This is a genomic window from Nonomuraea sp. NBC_00507, assembly GCF_036013525.1.
Taxonomy (GTDB): domain Bacteria; phylum Actinomycetota; class Actinomycetes; order Streptosporangiales; family Streptosporangiaceae; genus Nonomuraea.
Window position 1 is genome coordinate 9,507,597 of record NZ_CP107853.1, and the last position, 17,248, is coordinate 9,524,844.

Annotated in this window: 16 protein-coding genes; 8 read left to right on the forward strand and 8 right to left on the reverse strand. The window is 71.1% G+C overall.

What is annotated here, in order from left to right; all coding sequences use genetic code 11:
- The first annotated feature begins 8 nt into the window (after nucleotides 1-8).
- The 5 genes from OHA25_RS45820 to OHA25_RS45840 are packed head-to-tail and all read left to right on the forward strand — an operon-like array spanning nucleotide 9 to nucleotide 4,706.
- Complete coding sequence (locus OHA25_RS45820) at nucleotides 9-1,571, forward strand: serine/threonine-protein kinase (RefSeq protein WP_327583144.1); 1,563 nt, start codon at nucleotides 9-11, stop codon at nucleotides 1,569-1,571.
- Nucleotides 1,568-2,410 (forward strand): AraC family transcriptional regulator, encoded by an 843-nt coding sequence (locus OHA25_RS45825; protein ID WP_327583145.1) that lies wholly within the window; start codon nucleotides 1,568-1,570, stop codon nucleotides 2,408-2,410. Before OHA25_RS45820 ends, OHA25_RS45825 begins: the two co-directional genes overlap by 4 nt.
- A gap of 11 nt (nucleotides 2,411-2,421) precedes the next feature.
- Entirely contained in the window at nucleotides 2,422-3,084 is a 663-nt protein-coding gene (locus OHA25_RS45830) for an AzlC family ABC transporter permease (protein ID WP_327583146.1), read from the forward strand.
- Complete coding sequence (locus OHA25_RS45835; RefSeq protein WP_327583147.1) at nucleotides 3,081-3,392, forward strand: AzlD domain-containing protein; 312 nt, start codon at nucleotides 3,081-3,083, stop codon at nucleotides 3,390-3,392. The genes OHA25_RS45830 and OHA25_RS45835 overlap by 4 nt, the downstream gene beginning before the upstream one ends.
- A 9-nt stretch (nucleotides 3,393-3,401) precedes the next feature.
- Nucleotides 3,402-4,706, forward strand: coding sequence for a serine/threonine-protein kinase (locus OHA25_RS45840; RefSeq protein WP_327583148.1), 1,305 nt, complete (start codon nucleotides 3,402-3,404; stop codon nucleotides 4,704-4,706).
- Nucleotides 4,707-4,714: 8 nt separating this feature from the next.
- On the opposite strand, the gene OHA25_RS45845 is transcribed toward OHA25_RS45840, so the two are convergent.
- The 3 genes from OHA25_RS45845 to OHA25_RS45855 are packed head-to-tail and all read right to left on the reverse strand — an operon-like array spanning nucleotide 4,715 to nucleotide 6,580.
- Nucleotides 4,715-5,644, reverse strand: a complete 930-nt coding sequence (locus tag OHA25_RS45845; protein WP_327583149.1) for an RluA family pseudouridine synthase — start codon at nucleotides 5,642-5,644, stop codon at nucleotides 4,715-4,717.
- Nucleotides 5,637-6,155 carry a signal peptidase II gene (lspA, locus tag OHA25_RS45850; protein WP_327583150.1) on the reverse strand — a complete coding sequence of 173 codons (519 nt, stop codon included), beginning with the start codon at nucleotides 6,153-6,155 and terminating at the stop codon, nucleotides 5,637-5,639. The genes OHA25_RS45845 and lspA overlap by 8 nt, the downstream gene beginning before the upstream one ends.
- A 35-nt stretch (nucleotides 6,156-6,190) precedes the next feature.
- Nucleotides 6,191-6,580 (reverse strand): TraR/DksA family transcriptional regulator, encoded by a 390-nt coding sequence (locus OHA25_RS45855; protein ID WP_305920039.1) that lies wholly within the window; start codon nucleotides 6,578-6,580, stop codon nucleotides 6,191-6,193.
- 482 nt (nucleotides 6,581-7,062) lie between these two features.
- On the opposite strand from OHA25_RS45855, the gene ileS reads away from it, so the two are divergent.
- Nucleotides 7,063-10,209 (forward strand): isoleucine--tRNA ligase, encoded by a 3,147-nt coding sequence (gene ileS, locus OHA25_RS45860; protein WP_327583151.1) that lies wholly within the window; start codon nucleotides 7,063-7,065, stop codon nucleotides 10,207-10,209.
- 182 nt (nucleotides 10,210-10,391) lie between these two features.
- Here ileS and OHA25_RS45865 read toward each other — a convergent pair whose 3' ends face one another.
- A complete protein-coding gene (locus OHA25_RS45865; RefSeq protein ID WP_327583152.1) occupies nucleotides 10,392-11,297 on the reverse strand; it encodes an NmrA family NAD(P)-binding protein in 906 nt (301 codons plus the stop codon).
- Between the two features lie 286 nt (nucleotides 11,298-11,583).
- Between OHA25_RS45865 and OHA25_RS45870 the strand changes: the two genes are divergently transcribed.
- Nucleotides 11,584-11,949, forward strand: a complete 366-nt coding sequence (locus tag OHA25_RS45870) for a YciI family protein (RefSeq protein WP_327583153.1) — start codon at nucleotides 11,584-11,586, stop codon at nucleotides 11,947-11,949.
- Between the two features lie 4 nt (nucleotides 11,950-11,953).
- Nucleotides 11,954-13,228, forward strand: coding sequence for an RNA polymerase sigma factor (locus tag OHA25_RS45875; RefSeq protein ID WP_327583154.1), 1,275 nt, complete (start codon nucleotides 11,954-11,956; stop codon nucleotides 13,226-13,228).
- A gap of 122 nt (nucleotides 13,229-13,350) precedes the next feature.
- Here the strand turns inward: OHA25_RS45875 and OHA25_RS45880 are convergent, their stop codons facing one another.
- From OHA25_RS45880 to OHA25_RS45895, 4 genes are all read right to left on the reverse strand, one after another.
- Complete coding sequence (locus OHA25_RS45880; protein ID WP_327583155.1) at nucleotides 13,351-15,303, reverse strand: hypothetical protein; 1,953 nt, start codon at nucleotides 15,301-15,303, stop codon at nucleotides 13,351-13,353.
- A 75-nt stretch (nucleotides 15,304-15,378) separates the two neighbouring features.
- A complete protein-coding gene (locus OHA25_RS45885) occupies nucleotides 15,379-16,248 on the reverse strand; it encodes a DivIVA domain-containing protein (protein ID WP_327583156.1) in 870 nt (289 codons plus the stop codon).
- A gap of 107 nt (nucleotides 16,249-16,355) precedes the next feature.
- A complete protein-coding gene (locus OHA25_RS45890; RefSeq protein ID WP_327583157.1) occupies nucleotides 16,356-16,643 on the reverse strand; it encodes a YggT family protein in 288 nt (95 codons plus the stop codon).
- Nucleotides 16,644-16,723: 80 nt separating this feature from the next.
- On the reverse strand, nucleotides 16,724-17,224 hold the full coding sequence (locus tag OHA25_RS45895) for a cell division protein SepF (protein WP_305920031.1): 501 nt from the start codon (nucleotides 17,222-17,224) through the stop codon (nucleotides 16,724-16,726).
- Nucleotides 17,225-17,248 lie beyond the last annotated feature (24 nt).

Below are 17,248 nucleotides of genomic sequence, written 5' to 3' on the forward strand. Positions count from 1 at the left end.
CTTTCGACGTGCAGGTCAGCAACCGCTACAGGCTCATCGAGCCGCTCGGAGAAGGCGGCATGGGCGTGGTCTGGCGTGCCTACGACGAGCTGCTCGACCGCACGGTGGCGATCAAGGAGGTCCGCTACGCGGGCGTCGGCGAGGCCAAGCGGGCCGAGCTCAATCGCCGGACCATCAGGGAGGCCAGGGCGGCGGGCCGCCTCGACCACCCCTCGGTGGTCGTCATCCACGACGTCGTGGAGCAGGACGGCCGCCCGTGGATCGTCATGCAGCTCGTCCGCTCCCGCTCGCTGGCGCAGGTGGTGCGCGAGGAGGGTCCGCTGCGGCCCGGGCAGGTCGCGATGGTCGGCGGCCGGGTGCTGGACGCCCTGCGGGCCGCGCACGCCACCGGGGTGCTGCACCGCGACGTGAAGCCGGAAAACGTGCTCCTGGCCGATGACGGCAGGGTCGTGCTGACCGACTTCGGCATCGCCTCGCTGGAGGCGGAGGCCGGGCTGACCGCGAGCGGCGGGCTGGTGGGCACGCCCGCCTACATGCCGCCCGAGCGGCTCAACGGCGAGCCGGCCAGGCCGGAGTCCGATCTGTGGTCGCTGGGTGCGACGTTGTACGCGGCGGTCGAGGGCGAGCCGCCGTTCAAGCGTGACTCGTGGGCGGCGACGGTCGCGGCGGTGCTGCGGGACGAGCCCGAGCCGCCGGCGAGGGGCGGGACGCTCACACCGGTGATCATGGGGTTGCTGCGCCGGGACCCGGGCAGGCGGATGCCGGCCGAGGAGGCCGCCCGGCTGCTGCACGAGGCGGCGATCAACGCCCCCGGCGACCCGCGCCAGGCGACGGCCATGCAGGGGATGCGCCCGGCGCCCGCCGGCGGCCCGGTGCACCCGACGAGCGAGGCCCAGGCATACCCGACCGCGGGCGAGCGGCCGGCGGCCGTCCGGGAGCGGTCTCGCCGCGGCAGGACGCTGTGGGTCACGCTGCCCGCCGTGGCGGTGGCGGTCGCCGTGGGCACGGGCGGCACGCTGCTCTACACCAGCAGGACGACCCCGACCCCCACCCCGACCCCGACGGCCGCTCCCTCCACGAGCACGTCAGGCCCGGCGCCCACGCCCGCCCAGACGCTGCCGGCCGGATGGCGGACGTTCACCAGCCCGGCCGGCCGGTTCTCGATCGCGATACCCGAGGGGTGGCGGGCCACGAAACACCCCACCAGGGACAGCATCTCCTTCAAGGGGCCCGGCTCCCCGGGGATGATGATCGTGGAGTGGACCACCCCCGAGGTTTCCTGGAAGAGCCCGGAGCAGGCCTGGCTCGCCCTGGAGAAGGAGATCCTGGCCAAGGGCGAGTTCCAGGGATACACCCGCATCGGCATCACCCTGCTGCGCTACCGCGGCCGCGCGGCCGCGGACTGGGAGTTCACCCGGATCCGCGACAAGCAGCTGATCCACGTGATCAACCGCGGCTTCCACACCGCCGACGGCCGGCCCTTCGCGCTGTACTGGGATACCACGGACGCCCGCTGGGCCCAGGACAAGCACTACTTCACCAAGTTCGCGAGGACCTTCAAATCGCTGTGAAAGAGCAGGCGCATTTCTTCCGGCACCCGGCGGTGCCGGAGACGGACCTGCTCAAGGCCCGCTACGTCACCCACCGCTTCTCCCGGCACGTGCACGACGGCTACGCGATCGGCCTCATCGTCACGGGCGTCGAGGAGTTCGACTACCGGGGCGTCACCCACCGGGCGGGCGCGGGCGAGCTGGTGCTGGTCAACCCGGACGCCGTGCACACCGGTCAGGCCGGCGTGGCCGGCGGGTGGTCGTACCGCATGCTCTACCCATCCATCGACGCGCTGGCCGGGATCGCGGCCGAGCTGGGCGCGCCGCACGGGACGCCGCACTTCCCCGATCAGGTGGTGCGTGACGACCCGGTGGCGGCGCTGCTCGGCAGGGCGCATGCGGCGGCCGAGCGCGGTGACGCGCTGGCCGCCTCGACCCTGAGCCGCACGTTGTTCGCCCGGCTGCTGCTGCGCCACGCCGCGCCCCGGCCGGCCGCGGCGCTGCCCGGCGGGGGCGGGCGGGCCGTGCGGGAGGCGCGCGACCTGCTGCACGAGAGCCTGGTGGACCCGCCGACGCTGGAGGATCTGGCCGGCGCGGTGGGAGCGCGGCCGTTCGCGTTGCTGCGGGCGTTCAAGGACGCGACGGGGCTGCCGCCGCACGCCTATCTGACCTCGCTGCGGGTCCGCCGGGCGCGCCACCTTCTCGAGTCGGGGATGCGGCCGGCGCGGGTGGCCGCCGAGGTGGGCTTCACCGACCAGGCCCACCTGACCCGTCATTTCCGCCGCATTGTGGGCGTACCGCCCGCCGCATACCAACGCGCCGCAGGAACGTACAAGACTGGTGATTCACCCACCGCCTAGCCTCTCACCCCATGGATCAGACAACACTTCGTTCCGCCGCCGTGCGGGACGGTCTGGGCGTGGGCGTGGCCGTGGGGCTGTCGGGGCTCGCCTTCGGGGCCGCCGCGATCATCGCCGGACTGACCGTGCCGCAGGCGTGCGTGCTGAGCCTGCTGACCTTCACGGGCGCCTCACAGTTCGCCCTGACCGGGGCGGTCGGCGCGGGTGGCGACCTGGTGGCCGCCACCGCGGGGGCGCTGCTGCTCGGCGGCCGCAACACGCTGTACGGCCTGCGCCTGGCCGGCCTGCTGCGGGTGCGCGGCCCGCGCAGGCTGCTGGCCGCGCACGGCGTGATCGACGAGACCACGGCCGTGGCGCTCGCCCAGCCGGACGAGCGGGCGGCGCGCGCCGGTTTCACGGCCACGTTCGCCAGTCTCTACATCACCTGGAACCTCTGCACGCTGGCAGGGGCCTACGGCACGTCGTTCCTCGGCGACCCGGGGGTGCTGGGGCTGGACGCGGTGGGGCCGGCCGCGTTCCTGGCCATCCTGTGGCCCCGGCTGGCGTCGAACAAGGAGCTGCGCCTGCTGGCCGCGGTCGCGGCGGCGGTCGCGTTGTGCGCCACCCCGTTCCTGCCGCCCGGTGTGCCGGTGCTGCTGTCGGCCGCTGCCGTGCTGGTGGTGATGGCCCGATGACGCTGTGGTGGGCGATCGCCGCGGTCTGCGCCGGCTGCTACGCGCTCAAGCTGGCCGGGCTGGCGGCGCCGCGGCGGGTGCTGGACCATCCGGGGGTGCGCAGGTTCGCCGAACTGGTGCCGGTGGCGCTGCTGGCGGCGCTGATCGCGGTGCAGGTGTTCACGGAGGCGGGCGAGTTGCGCTTCGATGCGGCCCGCACGGCCGGGCTCGGCGCCGCCGCGGTGGCGCTGCTGCTCAGGGCACCTTTCCTCGTCGTTCTGGCGGCGGCGGCGGTCGTCACCGCGCTTGCCCGGATTCTTCTGGGGTAGTCGCCGTGCATGTCCGATTCAGCGGGGACGATCGGTGGGAGATATCGCCTGCTCAGGACGATCGGCAAGGGCGGAATGGGCACGGTGTGGCAGGCGCACGACGAGGTGCTGGGCCGCGACGTCGCGGTGAAGGAGGTGCTGCCGCCGCCCGATCTGTCGGGGCCCGAGCGCGAGGTGTTCTCGGTCAGGACGTTCCGCGAGGCCAGGGCGGCGGGCCGGGTGGCGCACCCGGGTGTGGCGACCGTCTATGACGTGATCGAGGAGCGCGGTCACCCGTGGATCGTCATGCAGCTCGTACGTTCGCACACCCTGGGCGAGCTGATCCGCGAGGAGGGCCCGATGGCCCCCCTCGAAGCCGCGAACTTAGGACTGCAACTGCTGGAGGCGCTGCGCGCGGCGCACGCGGCCGGGGTGCTGCACCGCGACGTCAAACCGGACAACGTGCTGCTCAGCGAGGACGGCCGGGCGGTGCTGACCGACTTCGGCATCGCCACCACCGAGGACGAGGCGCCCGTCACCAGGACGGGCGTCCTCATCGGCACCCCCGCCTTCATGGCGCCCGAACGCGCGGCGGGCGGCTCGGCCAGGCCCGCCTCGGATCTGTGGTCGCTGGGCGTGACGCTGTACATGGCTGTCGAGGGCCACTCGCCGTTCCAGCGGGACAACGCGCTGGCCACGCTCGGCGCGGTCATGCACGCCGAGCCGGAGCCACTGGCCCGGGCGGGCGTGCTCGCCCCCGTGCTGCACGGGCTGCTGCGCAAGGACCCGGCCGAGCGCATGACGCTGGAGGAGGCCGAGCGGCGGCTGACCGCGATCCTGGCGGGTGGCGTCCCCGAACAGACGGGTCCCGTGCCCGCGACCGTCACGACGGGGGCCGCGGGACGGCCGCGACGCAGGCTGCCACTGGCCGCGATCGGCGCGGGCGCGCTCCTGGTCGGCCTCGTCACCGGCGGCGCGGCCTGGTGGTCCAGCCGGCCGGACGACACGCAGCGCACTCCCCTGCCCACGCCCGTCGTGGTGACCACGACCCCGTCCCCGTCGTCGCAGGCGCCGGGGACGGCCACGCAGACCACCCCGCAATCCACGTACGAGCCGCCGGCGCCGCAGAGCACACCGCCTCCCACGAGAGATCAGCCCAGGACACCCGGCCGCGAGAGCGAGTCCGAGGAGCCGACGCCCACCAAGTCCGAGCAGGACGAGAAAGACACGAACGACGAGGAGGAGACGCCGGCCGAGACACCCGGCGCGGTCGACGGATCGGACAACGGCAGGGCGTCGGACAAGGACAAGAAGAAGGCCGGGAAGGACCGCTGACGCCGGGGTCAGGACTCGTCGCGGACGATGTCGAGCGCCTTCTGCAGGTCCTGCGGGTAGTCGGTGCTGAACGACATCCACTCCCCGGTGGACGGGTGCTCGAACCCGAGCGCGACCGCGTGCAGCCACTGCCGGGTGATCCCCAGCCGGGCGGCGAGCGTCGGGTCGGCGCCGTAGAGCAGATCGCCCACGCACGGATGGCGCAGCGCCGCCATGTGCACCCTGATCTGGTGGGTACGCCCCGTCTCCAGCTTGATGTCCAGCAGCGAGGCCGCGCGGAACGCCTCGACGGTGTCGTAGTGGGTGATGGAGGGCTTGCCGCCGGCCACCACCGCGAAACGGCCGTCGCCTGACGGATGCCGGTCGATGGGCGCGTCCACGGTGCCGCGGAACGGGTCGGGATGCCCCTGGACGAGGGCGTGGTAACGCTTGTCGACCGTGCGCTCCTTGAAGGCGCGCTTGAGCCGCGAGTAGGCATGCTCGCTCTTGGCCACGGCCATCGCGCCGGTGGTGTTGGCGTCCAGGCGGTGCACGATGCCCTGGCGCTCGGCGGCGCCGCTGGTGGCGATCGTGTGCCCGGCCCCGAGCAGCCCGCCGATCACGGTGGGTCCCGTCCAGCCGACGGTCGGGTGGGCGGCCACCCCGATCGGCTTGTTGACCACCACGATGTCGTCGTCCTCGTAGACGATCGTCATGCCGGGCACCGGCTCGGCCACCGGCATGGGCGTGGTCACCGGCGGCGGCAGGGTCACGTCCAGCCACGCGCCCGCGTGCACCCGGTCGGATTTGGCCGGCTGCCGGCCGTCGACCAGCACCTCACCCGCGCCGATCAGCTCGGCCGCGCGGGTGCGGGAGAAGCCGAACAGCCGCGAGAGGGCGGCGTCGAGCCGCTCGCCCTCGAGCCCGTCGGGCACGGGCAGGCTGCGCTGCTCAGTCATCCTTCGTCGCCTCCTTGGTCTCCCTGGAGCCGTCGATCTGCACGTTGCGCCAGGCCAGGATGACCGCGAGGATGCCGCCGCAGACGATCGCCGAGTCGGCGATGTTGAAGACCGGGAAGTAGTCGATGATGGGAAAGTGCCCGGGCAGGACCTCGATGAAGTCCACGACGTGCCCCTGGAGCTGCGTGGACCGGCCGAACCCCGACGGGTAGCGCAGCAGCCGGTCGGTGAGGTTGCCGAGCGCCCCCCCGAGCAGCAGGCCGAGCGTGACCGCCCAGGCGCGGCTGCCCAGCTTGCGCGCGGTCCGGACGATGGCCACCACCACCGCCGCGGCGATCAGCGTGAAAACGAAGGTCATCCCGGTGCCGATGCTGAACGCGGCACCGGAGTTGAAGATCACCCGGAACTGCAGGACGTCCTTGATGACGACCAGAGGCGCCTCGCCTTCAAGCGTCCGCAGCACCACCGTCTTGGTGATGAGGTCGGCCGCGTAGATCACGGCCGCCAGCACGATGAGGACGGCGAACAGACGACCCCGAGGTCTGCCTACCGGCGCTCCTCCTTCTGCTTGCAGGCCACGCACAGCGTCGCCCTCGGGAACGCCTGAAGGCGTTCCTTGCCGATCGGCTTGTGGCACGATTCGCACACTCCATAAGTCCCCGCGTCGATCCTGGCGATCGCACGTTCGTTCTGCGCGACCAGATCGCGCGCATTCAGGGTAAGGGCGATCTCGCGTTCGCGCTCATATGTCTTCGCACCGGCGTCGGCCTGGTCATCTCCGGCGCCCTGGGTGACATCTCCAGAGGCTATCTCCGTCTCATGGCGAAGAATGTCGGCGTTGAGCTCGTCGATCTCCGACTGGAGCGTGCCGCGTACCTCAGCCAGCTCCTCCTCCGACCACATCGAAGGAGTAGCGGTCTGCGTGACTGCCGCCATGGCGTGCCTCCATTGCTGATCAAGGCCGTTAAGGGTGCGGGCAGCTTAGGATCCTGATAACGGAACGGCAAACGACCCGCCGGACGGTTTACCTCCTGCGTACTATCCCGCCTCGCGCATCTAACTCCTCCTCAGCGGCGTCCATTCCCACAACTTTGTTGCCGTTTACGCCTTCCGTACCGGAGTGGTGGCAGCTGCGGTGGCGCCGCAGGGCCTCACCAGGGAAACCTGGAAGCCTTTGGCTCCACTCTGCGTTATGGTTTGAGACTGCAAGGCGTTGATGGGGCCCGACTGTGAGGGATATCACCCCGGAGCCGCCGGAAGAACGGCTCTCGCGAGCTCATTAGAACCGGCAGCAGATCAAATGAAGAGGGCCTCGCCCTGCGGGCGGGGTCAAGAAGGGTGGTACCGCGGAGCCGTTCCGGGCTTCGTCCCTTCGCGCTTGTCCTGCCGTATTGACCAAGCGTGGAGGCCCGCCCGACATGTCTTCCCCAACCTTCCGCCCTCTTCCCGCGCAGGTCGACCTGCCCGCGCTCGAGCGCGAGGTCCTCGACCGCTGGCGGGACGGGAAGATCTTCGAGCGTTCCATCGAGCAGAACGCGGGCAATCCCGCCTGGGTCTTCTACGAGGGCCCGCCCACCGCTAACGGCCTGCCCGGCGTGCATCACGTCGAGGCGCGCGTGTTCAAGGACCTGTTCCCGCGCTACAAGTCCATGCGCGGATTCAGCGTTCCGCGAAAGGCCGGATGGGACTGCCACGGCCTGCCCGTCGAGGTGGGAGTGGAGAAGGAACTCGGCCTGTCCGGTAAGAAGGACATCGAGACGTACGGCATCGCCGAGTTCAACGCCAAGTGCCGCGAGTCCGTGCTGCGGCACGTGGACGCCTTCGAGCAGTTGACCGAGCGGATGGGCTACTGGATCGACCTGTCCCAGGCCTACCGGACCATGGACCCGTCCTACGTGGAGTCCGTGTGGTGGTCGCTGAAGGTCGTCTTCGACAAGGGGCTGCTGTTCCGCGACTTCCGGATCACGCCCTACTGCCCGCGCTGCGGCACGGGCCTGTCCGACCACGAGCTGGGCCAGCCGGGCGGCTACGAGAACGTCTCCAGCCCGTCGGTCTACGTCCGCATGCCGGTGACCTCCGGACCGCTGGCCGAGCTGGGCGCGGCGCTGCTGGTGTGGACGACGACGCCGTGGACGCTGGTGTCCAACACGGCGGTGGCCGTGCACCCCGACGTGACGTACGTCGCGGCCCGCACCACGGACGGCGAGGTGCTCGTCGTCGCCGAGCCGCTGCTGCCGGTCCTGGGCGAGGGCATCACCGAGGTGGCCCGCTACAGCGGCCGCGACCTGGAGCGCACCACCTACTCCCGGCCGTTCGACCTGGTCGACATCCCGGACGCCCACTATGTGGTGCTCGGCGACTACGTCACGGTCGAGGACGGCACCGGCCTGGTCCACCAGGCGCCCGCCTTCGGCGCCGACGACCTGGCCGTGATCAAGCGGTATGACATGCCGATCGTCAACCCGATCGGCCCCGACGGCCGCTTCCTCGACGACGTCCCCATGGTCGGCGGCCGGTTCTTCAAGGACGCCGACGAGGAGCTGACCGAGGACCTGCGGGCCCGCGGCCTGCTGTTCCGCGGCGGCCACTTCGAGCACGCCTACCCGCACTGCTGGCGCTGCCACACGCCGCTGCTCTACTACGCGCTCCCGTCCTGGTACATCCGCACCACCGCGGTCAAGGACCAGATGCTGGCCGAGAACGCGGACACCCATTGGTATCCGGACACGATCAAGTGGGGCCGCTTCGGCGAGTGGCTGCGCAACAACGTCGACTGGTCGTTGTCGCGCTCACGCTACTGGGGCACGCCCCTGCCGCTGTGGGTGTGCTCGGCGGACGAGTCCCACGTGACGTGCGTCGGGTCGATGGAGGAGCTGGGCTCGCTGGCCGGCCAGGACGTCTCGGCGCTCGACCCGCACCGCCCGTACGTGGACGACGTGACCTTCGACTGCCCGACGTGCGGTGCTCTCGCGCGCCGCGTGCCGGACGTCATCGACGCCTGGTACGACTCCGGCTCGATGCCGTTCGCGCAGTGGGGCGAGCGCGGCAAGCCCGAGGGCGTCTACCCGGCGCAGTTCATCTGCGAGGCCACCGACCAGACCCGCGGCTGGTTCTACTCGCTGATGGCCGTCGGCACGCTCGTCTTCGGCCAGTCCTCCTACGAGAACGTGCTCTGCCTGGGCCTGATCCTGGCCGAGGACGGCCGCAAGATGAGCAAGCACCTGGGCAACATCCTGGAGCCCATCCCGCTGATGGACCAGCACGGGGCCGACGCACTGCGCTGGTTCATGGCCTGCTCCGGCTCGCCCTGGGCGGCCCGCCGCGTGGGGCACAACGCCCTGGAGGAGATCGTCCGCAAGGTCCTGCTGACGCTCTGGAACACCTCGTCGTTCTTCACCCTCTACGCGAACGCGGAGTCGTGGTCGCCCGCCAGGCTGGCCGAGGCCACGCCGGCGGCCGAGCGCCCGCTGCTCGACCGCTGGGCGCTGGCCGAGCTGCACCGCACGGTGGCCGACGTCACGGCGTCGCTGGATGAATACGACACCCAGCGCGCCGGCCGCCGCCTGGCCGACTTCCTTGACGACCTGTCCAACTGGTACGTGCGCCGCTCGCGCCGCCGCTTCTGGCAGGGTTCGCAGGACGCGTTCGCCACGCTGTACGAGTGCCTGGAGACGGTGCTGCGGCTGATGGGCCCCATCACGCCGTTCGTCACCGACTACCTGTGGGACGTGCTGCGCTCGCCGCAGGCGCCCTCCTCGGTGCACCTGGCGTCCTGGCCGGAGGTACGCGAGGACCTGCTGAACCCGGTGTTGTCCGACCAGATGGCGCTGGTGCGGCGCCTGGTGGAGCTGGGCCGCTCGGCCCGCGCGTCGTCGGGCGTCAAGACGCGGCAGCCGCTCGGACGGGCCCTGGTGGGCGCGCACGGGTGGCCGTCACTGCCCGGCGAGCTGCGAGGCCTCGTGGCCGAAGAGCTCAATGTCCAGACGATCGAGGACATGTCCGGCTTCAGCGCCGATCTCGTGTCCTACACGATCAAGCCCAACTTCCGGGCCCTGGGCAAGCGCTTCGGCTCCCAGACCAAGCTCGTGGCCGCCGCGGTGGCCGCCGCCGACCCGACGCGGGTGGCGCGTGCTCTCCGCTCCGGCGGCACGGTCATGGTGGAGGCGGACGAGCTGGGCGAGATCATGCTCGGCCCGGACGACGTGATCGTCAACGAGCAGCCCCGGACGGGCTGGGCGGTGGAGACCGGCGCGATCGGCACCGGCACCGGCGAGACGGTCGCCCTGGACCTGGAGCTCACCGACGAGCTGCGCCGCGCGGGGCTCCTGCGTGAGGTCATCCGCCTGGTCCAGGAGGCCCGCAAGGCGACGGGCCTGTCCATCACGGACCGGATCGAGCTGTGGTGGACCACCTCGTCACCAGACCTGGCCGCGGCCCTGCGCGCCGAGCCGCACGTGGTGGCTGAGGAGGTCCTGGCGACGACGATGACGGAGGGCACCGTGGACGACTTGCCGTCCCACGTGGACGAGGACCTGTCCCTGACCTTCCGCCTCCGCCGCGCCTGACGGTGTCGGGGCGCGCCCACCATCCGGGCGCGCCCCCGGCGCCGGCTTCGGGCTCACCGGCCACACCACGCCCTCGTCATGGAACGCCTCACCCACGTCGGCCCCTCGGTCGATGAGCTTGGAGCGTGCGACGTCGATGGCGTCGGCGATCGGCAGGCGGGTCGTCCGGCTTTCCGCGCGGCTCAGCCCAGGTAGAAGTCCCTGCGAGCGGCCACGAACGCCTCGATCGTCTGGGCGGGTACGCCCGTCACGCGTTCGACGTCGTCGGACGCGCGGTCGTAGCGGTTCTCGCGGTGCAGCCGGGCCATGGTGGCGATGTGCTGTTCGGTGTGCGGCGGCAGGCCCGCCTTCGCGAGCACCTCGGCCCGCCACCGGTCCAGCGGCACGTCCACATAGGACACCGGACGCCCCAACGCCCGTGAGAACTCCTCGGCCATCTCCGTCATGTCGACCGTGCGCGGCCCGGTCAGCTCGTAGACGTGCCCGACGTGCGGAGCCGGGTCGCGGAGCACGGTGGCGACCACCCGGGCGACGTCGTCCACAGCGACCGGCGACGTGCGCCCGTTGCCGAACGGCAGCGCGATCGTGCTGTTCTCCCGGATCGACTGCGCCGCCAGCGTGGTGAACAGCGGATTGTCCAGGAACGACGTCGGCCGGATGTGCACCACTGGCAGGCCTGACCAGTCGAAGACCTGCTCCGCCAGCCAGTGCAGCCGCTGCTGGTGCGACTCCGCGGTGCTGGTGGCCGTCATCTGCGACACCGTCATCTGTGACATGCCGACCAGGCAGGCCAGCTCCCCGCGCTCCCGCGCCACGGTGGCCACCACGGTCGCCGCCAGCAGATGGTCCGGCGACACGGGCATCGCGAAATACATCCGCCCGACACCCGCCAGCGCGGCCGCGACGCTCTCGGGCCGGGTCAAATCGCCCACGACGATCTCCGCGCCGAGCGCACGCAGCTCAGCCGCACGATCATCGTCGCGGCGGACCATCGCGCGCACCGGCACGTCCTGCGCACGCAGGCGGCCGAGAACTGTTCGGCCCACGCCACCGGCCCCGGCGATCAGAACAAGGTTGCTGGCGGCCATGAGTCGATCTCCTTAGAACATCGTGTGGCGGGACCGGACGCGGTGCGCCGGGCAGCAGGATCCGCTTCTTCAGCAGGTGTACCCGCGCCCGAGCGGTGGGGATGGTGGCCGCCGGCGAAGGTCACCACCGACCCGCACGGTCGGGTGCATCCGAATCCGAGCCGGGGCGCCCTGCCGACGTATATCCCGGTTACCCGATCCGGCGGATACGGTGAGGGCGCATCGATTCGCGACCGCCTCGTTCGTCGTATAGGTAGTCGGGCCAAACAGGCCTCGGAGCGATGGGATGTCTGAGATGGCGAAATACCTGCTCCTCATCTACGGGGACGAACGACTCTGGGAGTCGAGGTCCCCGGAGGAGATCAAGGACCTTCATGCCGGCCACGCCGCCTTCGCCGCGGCGGCCGGTGACGCGATACTCGGCGGTCACGAACTGGAGTCATCCACCACCGCGACCTGCCTGCGCGGCACCGTCAATGGCCGGCCAACGCCGACCGACGGGACGTTCCTGGAGACCAAGGAGGTGCTGGGCGGCTACTACCTGGTGGAGGCGCCGGACCTCGACGCGGCGATCGCGCTCGCCGAGAATCTGCCCGAGGTGTCCGCGGCGCACAGCGGGGTCGAGATCCGGCCGATCCGCGAGGCGAGCTGACCGCGTGACCGAACACGAGCGCGGTTCCGCCGCTGACGTCGACGTCAACGAGGCGATCGCGCAGGCGCACCGTCGCGAGTGGGCCAGTGTGCTCGCCGCGACGGTGCGTGTCGTGCGCGATCTCGACCTTGCCGAGGAGTGCGCGCAGGACGCGTACGCGCAGGCGCTGCGCACCTGGGCCACCAGCGGTGTTCCTGCCCGGCCTGGCGCCTGGCTGACCACCGTCGCGCGCAACCGCGCGAAGGACCTGCTGCGGCGGGAGTCCGTGCTCCGATCGGCGCTGCCGTCGCTCGTCGTGGACGACGTCGTGGCCGGGCCGGAAGACTGTGACGACCCGCCGGTGGTCGACGACGACCGGCTACGCCTCATCTTCACCTGCTGCCACCCGGCGCTGTCCCGCGACGCGCAAGTGGCGCTGACCTTGAGGTTGGTGTGCGGCCTGTCCACGGCCGAGGTGGCCCGGGCGTTCCTGGTCCAGGAGTCCGCCATGGCGGCGCGGATCACGCGTGCCAAAAAGAAGATCAGCACGGCCCGGATCCCGTACCGGGTTCCCGCGCGTACCGATCTTCCCGAGCGGGTCAGTGCCGTCCTGGACGTGGTGCACCTGGTGTTCACCACCGGCCATGCCGCACCCGTCGGTGCGCGGCTCGTGCGCCAGGACCTGGTGGATGGTGCCATCCACCTCGCCCGCACGCTGTACCAGCTGTTGAGGGGCGACGGTCAGGTCGCCGGCCTGCTCGCGCTGATGCTGCTCACCGACGCACGCCGGAACACCCGGCTGTCCCGCAGCGGCCGCCTCGTTCTGCTCGCCGATCAGGACCGGACGCGGTGGGACACCCGGCAGATCGCTGAGGGCACCGCGCTGCTGGCGCAATCGCTGCGGCAGGCGCCTACGAGGTACGCCGTGCAGGCGGCCATCGCCGCCGTGCACGCCGAGGCGGCGACCTGGGAAGACACCGATTGGACGGAGATCGTCGGGCTGTACGACGTGCTGCGGGACCTGTGGCCGTCCCCGGTGGTCGAGTTGAACCGCGCCGTCGCGATCGGCTTCCGCGATGACCCTCGGGCCGGCCTCGCCGCTCTCACCCCGCTGCTCGACGAACCGGTGCTGGCCACCTACGGCTACCTCAGCGCGGCCCGTGCCGACTTCCTGCGCCGGCTGGGGCGGTGGCAGGAGGCGATCGCGGCGTACGAGGAGGCCCTGGCCATGACCGACAACGACGTGGAACGCGCCTTCCTGACCGGACGGCTCGAGGAGGTCCGCGCTCGCCTGACCTGAGCCCGACCGTCGAGGCGCGCGCCGCCGTTCGCCGCTTGGTGCGCGCCCTGGCCGGCTACCGACCGCAGTGGATCTGCTGCCATCTCATGGCGCCGTCGCTCGGGCGAGCATTTCGCGGCTGCTCAGGCGACCGTTTCCCGGTCGTGCTGGCAGACCGAACAGCTTGTCAACCCGGCCGCCTCCGCAGCGGCGAGCGTCATCGTCTCCACGCCGGACTCACCCGCACCCTTGATCAACGGGCAGGCGGTGCTGTGGTAACGGCGCGTGCCGACGATGACCTTCACCGTGCCGGGGCGCTCGCCCTTGGAAGCGGCGGCAGGCTCGTCGCCGCCCTTCGAACCCGCGGCCTCGGTCTTGGCCCCTGAGGTCTGCGATTTCGCGGGAGCACCGGTCCCGGGAGGGTCGGCCTTCGCACCCGCGCTGGACGCGTCTGGCCCGGCGCCCGTGCCGGACGGCCGTTCCTTCGAGGACCTGGCGAAGGCTGTGGACCCCGGGGGCAGCGGTCCCTTGGGCTTGGCCTCCGACTCGGCTGAGGAGGCGGGCCGTTCCAGCACCACTTCCTCCTCCGGCTGTGCGGGCCCGAACATCTTGGCGGCCCCGGAAAGACCCCCAGAAGGACGCTGAGACGATCCAGCAGACCCTCCCGGCGCCCCCGGACCCCCTTGGCGGGGAGGCGCCGCAGAAGAAGGCACACGCGGCTGTGGAGCCGTGGACGGCCCCGAGTCGTCGTCCTCGGCAGGACTCTGGGACCACACGGGCCTTCCAGGTTGCCTGAGGTTGGCGACCGTCTCTCCTGGTCCACCCCCGGGCGCGTCAGGCTTGCCGGTGGACGGCGCCGGCTGACCCGGGCGGCGGAGGGAAGGCGCGGTCACGCCCTCGGGTGCCGCGGCCTTGCCCGCGCCCGGTCCGGGGCGGTCCGCGGCGGGCCCGGTCTCGTCGGCGGGCGGGTCGCCCTTGCCTGTGGACGGGCCGCCCTTGGCGGCAGGAGTCCCTGTCTTGCCGGCGGAGGATGTGTCGGACTTATCAGCGGGAGTCCGGGCGTCGCCGGCGGGCCGGGAGGGGCCGGCACCAGGCTTGGAAGGCGCGCTGCCGGATGCGGGTGATGTGCCGGACGCCTGTGACGGCTCGCCGGACGATGGGCGGCTCGTCGCGCCCGAAGATGGCGACTCGGACCTGAGCGCGTTCGGCGGCGGCCGGAAAATGGAGGTCTGCGTCTCCGCCTGCTCGTCCTCGGATTCCGAGGGGGCGGCGGAGGAGTGGGCCTGGCCGGCGGATGCGGCGGCCGGCCTGCCGAACCACCCGGCGGCGCCTTCCTCGTGGGCGGCGGCGGGCTCCGGGCTGGGGGTGGAAGCCTTCGTGTCGGGCTTCGGCGGAGCGACCGGCGGACGCAGATCGCGGCTCTCCGCGGCGGTCTCGGCCCGGCTCTCCGCGGCGGTCTCGGCCCGGCTCTCCGCGGCGGTCTCGGCCCGGCTCTCCGCGGCGGTCTGGGCCCGGCTCTCCGCGGTGAACGCGGAGGGCAGCGCCGCAGCGGGCTCGGGGTCGGCGGCAGGCGGCAGCTGCCGTCCACCGAGCGCTGCGTCAGGAAGGCACGTCGTGCAGGGCGTGAAGCCCTCCTCGCGTGCCTCCTCGTGAGTGAGCTCCTCGTGCTCCCGCCCGGCCAGCTGGCGGCAGCCGGCCACGTGGTAGCGCTTGCGTCCGGGGATCACCAGCACGATCGCGTCCGGCGCGAGGCCGCCTGCCGGGGGGCGGCGCGGGGCGGTGGCCGGCACGGTCACCGTCCGCTGCGGCGGTTGCGGACGCGGCTGCTGAGGGGGCGGCTGGTGAGCCACAGGACCGGTCTGGTTGTACGGCAAGCCGGGCGGCAGGAGCCCTGCCGGAGGGGTGGCCGGCGCAGCGGCCTGCCCACCACCGGGGAAAAGCTCGTGACGCCGCAGGAAGGCCCCGATCACCAGGAACAGCGCGGACAGCACGCTGACCACGATGGACCACATGATCAGGAACGGCTTCGCCAGTACGAAACCCGCGATCAGCAGCACGACTGCCGCGAGCACCAAACCAGCACTGATAAGGATCACAGAGGGCTCTTTCGAGTGACAGGTCCTACTCTCACTGGCTCGGGAGCTCCGCTCCCTTCGCCGTGACCCGTTACTTTACCGGCGGTCGTTGTGCGAACCGTCACCGCCGGGGAAGGCGCCCTGCGGGCCCTCGCCGCCGAACGGGTTGGGGCTGCCGGGAAGAGGCTGCTGACCACCCTGCACAGCGTGCGACATGGCGGGAGCCTGACCCTGCGGACCACCGGTCATGACGGGAAAGCCACCGCTGCCCTCGGCCGAGACGTTGAGCTCGGCGAGCTGGTTTTCCAGGTAGAGCTTGAGGCGGCTGCGGTATTCACGCTCGAAGCTGCGCAGCTCCTCGACCTTGCGCTCGAGCTCGTCGCGGGTCTGCACCAGCGAGCCCATCGCCTGGCGGTGACGCTCCTGCGCGTCGCGCTCGAGCGTCTCGGCACGGGCGCGCGCGTCGCCGATGACCTGCTCGGCCTGGCGGCGGGCCTTGGTGAGGATCTCGTCGGCCTCGCGGCGGGCGCGGGTCACCGTCTCGTCCGCCTCCCGGCGGGCGTCGGCGATCGCCTGGTCGGCGGTCTGCTGGGCAAGCGCGAGCACGCGGGCCGCGGTGTCCATGTTGTCCTCGGCGGGAGGCATGCTCATGGCCACGGGGACCGGCTGCTGCACCGGCGGCGGCTCGGGGGCCCGCATGGGCTCCGGCTGCGGCGGCGCCATCATCTCGGGCTTGGGCTGCTCTTGAACCGGAGCCGAGGCCATGGGCATGTTCATGCCGCCCGGCACCTTCCCGCGCAGGCACTCGGCCAGTTTCGCGCGAAGCTCCTCGTTTTCTTGGATCAGGCGGTCGAGCTCAGCCTCCACCTCGTCGAGGAAGGCGTCGACCTCTTCCTCGTCGTAGCCCGGCCGCAGCCGGGTGGTACTGAACTGCTTGTTCCGCACATCAGCGGGCGTCAGCGGCATTTTTTGGTCTCCTTGGCGCGCTTGGGGAGTCTGTCCGGAGGGACGGTAACCCGAATCACTTCAGCGCGGACACGAGTTGGATCACGACCGGCACCACACCGGCCCCGTCATCGCAGCGCCCCCGCGATCTGAATCAAGATCAGGACGACGATGAACAGGACAGTGAAGCTTAGGTCAAAGGCCACCGTACCCAACCGGAGCGGCGGAATGAAACGGCGGAGGAACTTGAGTGGTGGGTCGGTTGCGGTGTATGTGGCCTCGGCGACCACCAGGACGACGCCCGACGGACGCCACTGGCGGGCGAAGGCCTGCACCGTCTCAATGATCATCCTGCCGATGAGCAGCACCAAGTAGAGAGACAGGACAACGACCAAGATCTGACCTATGATCCCCACGGCCCGGCCGCGCCTCCACTTCTGATGAGCCCGTCCGGTCTCGGCGAGACCGGGTTGGGTGCGATAGACATACAGAGACTCTAACTCTGATTGAAGAACCCGCGTTCCGCGATTCGGGCCTTGTCCTCGGCAGTCACCTCGACATTGGCAGGGGACAACAGGAACACCTTGTTGGTAACACGTTCAATGCTGCCGTGTAGGCCAAAGACAAGACCTGCCGCGAAATCGACGAGCCGTTTTGCGTCACTGTCAACCATCTCGGTCAGATTCATGATGACAGGAGTGCCGTCGCGGAAGTGCTCGCCGATGGTGCGCGCCTCGTTGTAGGTCCGCGGATGGAGGGTCGTGATCCGGGCCAGGTCCGTCGTGCGGCGCTCTAGGATCGTCGTGGCGGGTCTGGGCGCGGGGACCCCGGCGTCGGGCTCGTCGTCGCGGTCCTGGACCGCCACGGCCCGCTCCTCGCCGGTCCGCTGCGCCTCGTCCTCGTAGGCGTAATCGTCCGGGTAGGTCTCATACCTCTCGTAGCGGTCGTCCTCCACGAGACCGAGGTAGACCGCCATCTTGCGCATCGCGCCGGCCATCGCTACGTCGTCCTCCTGCTCATG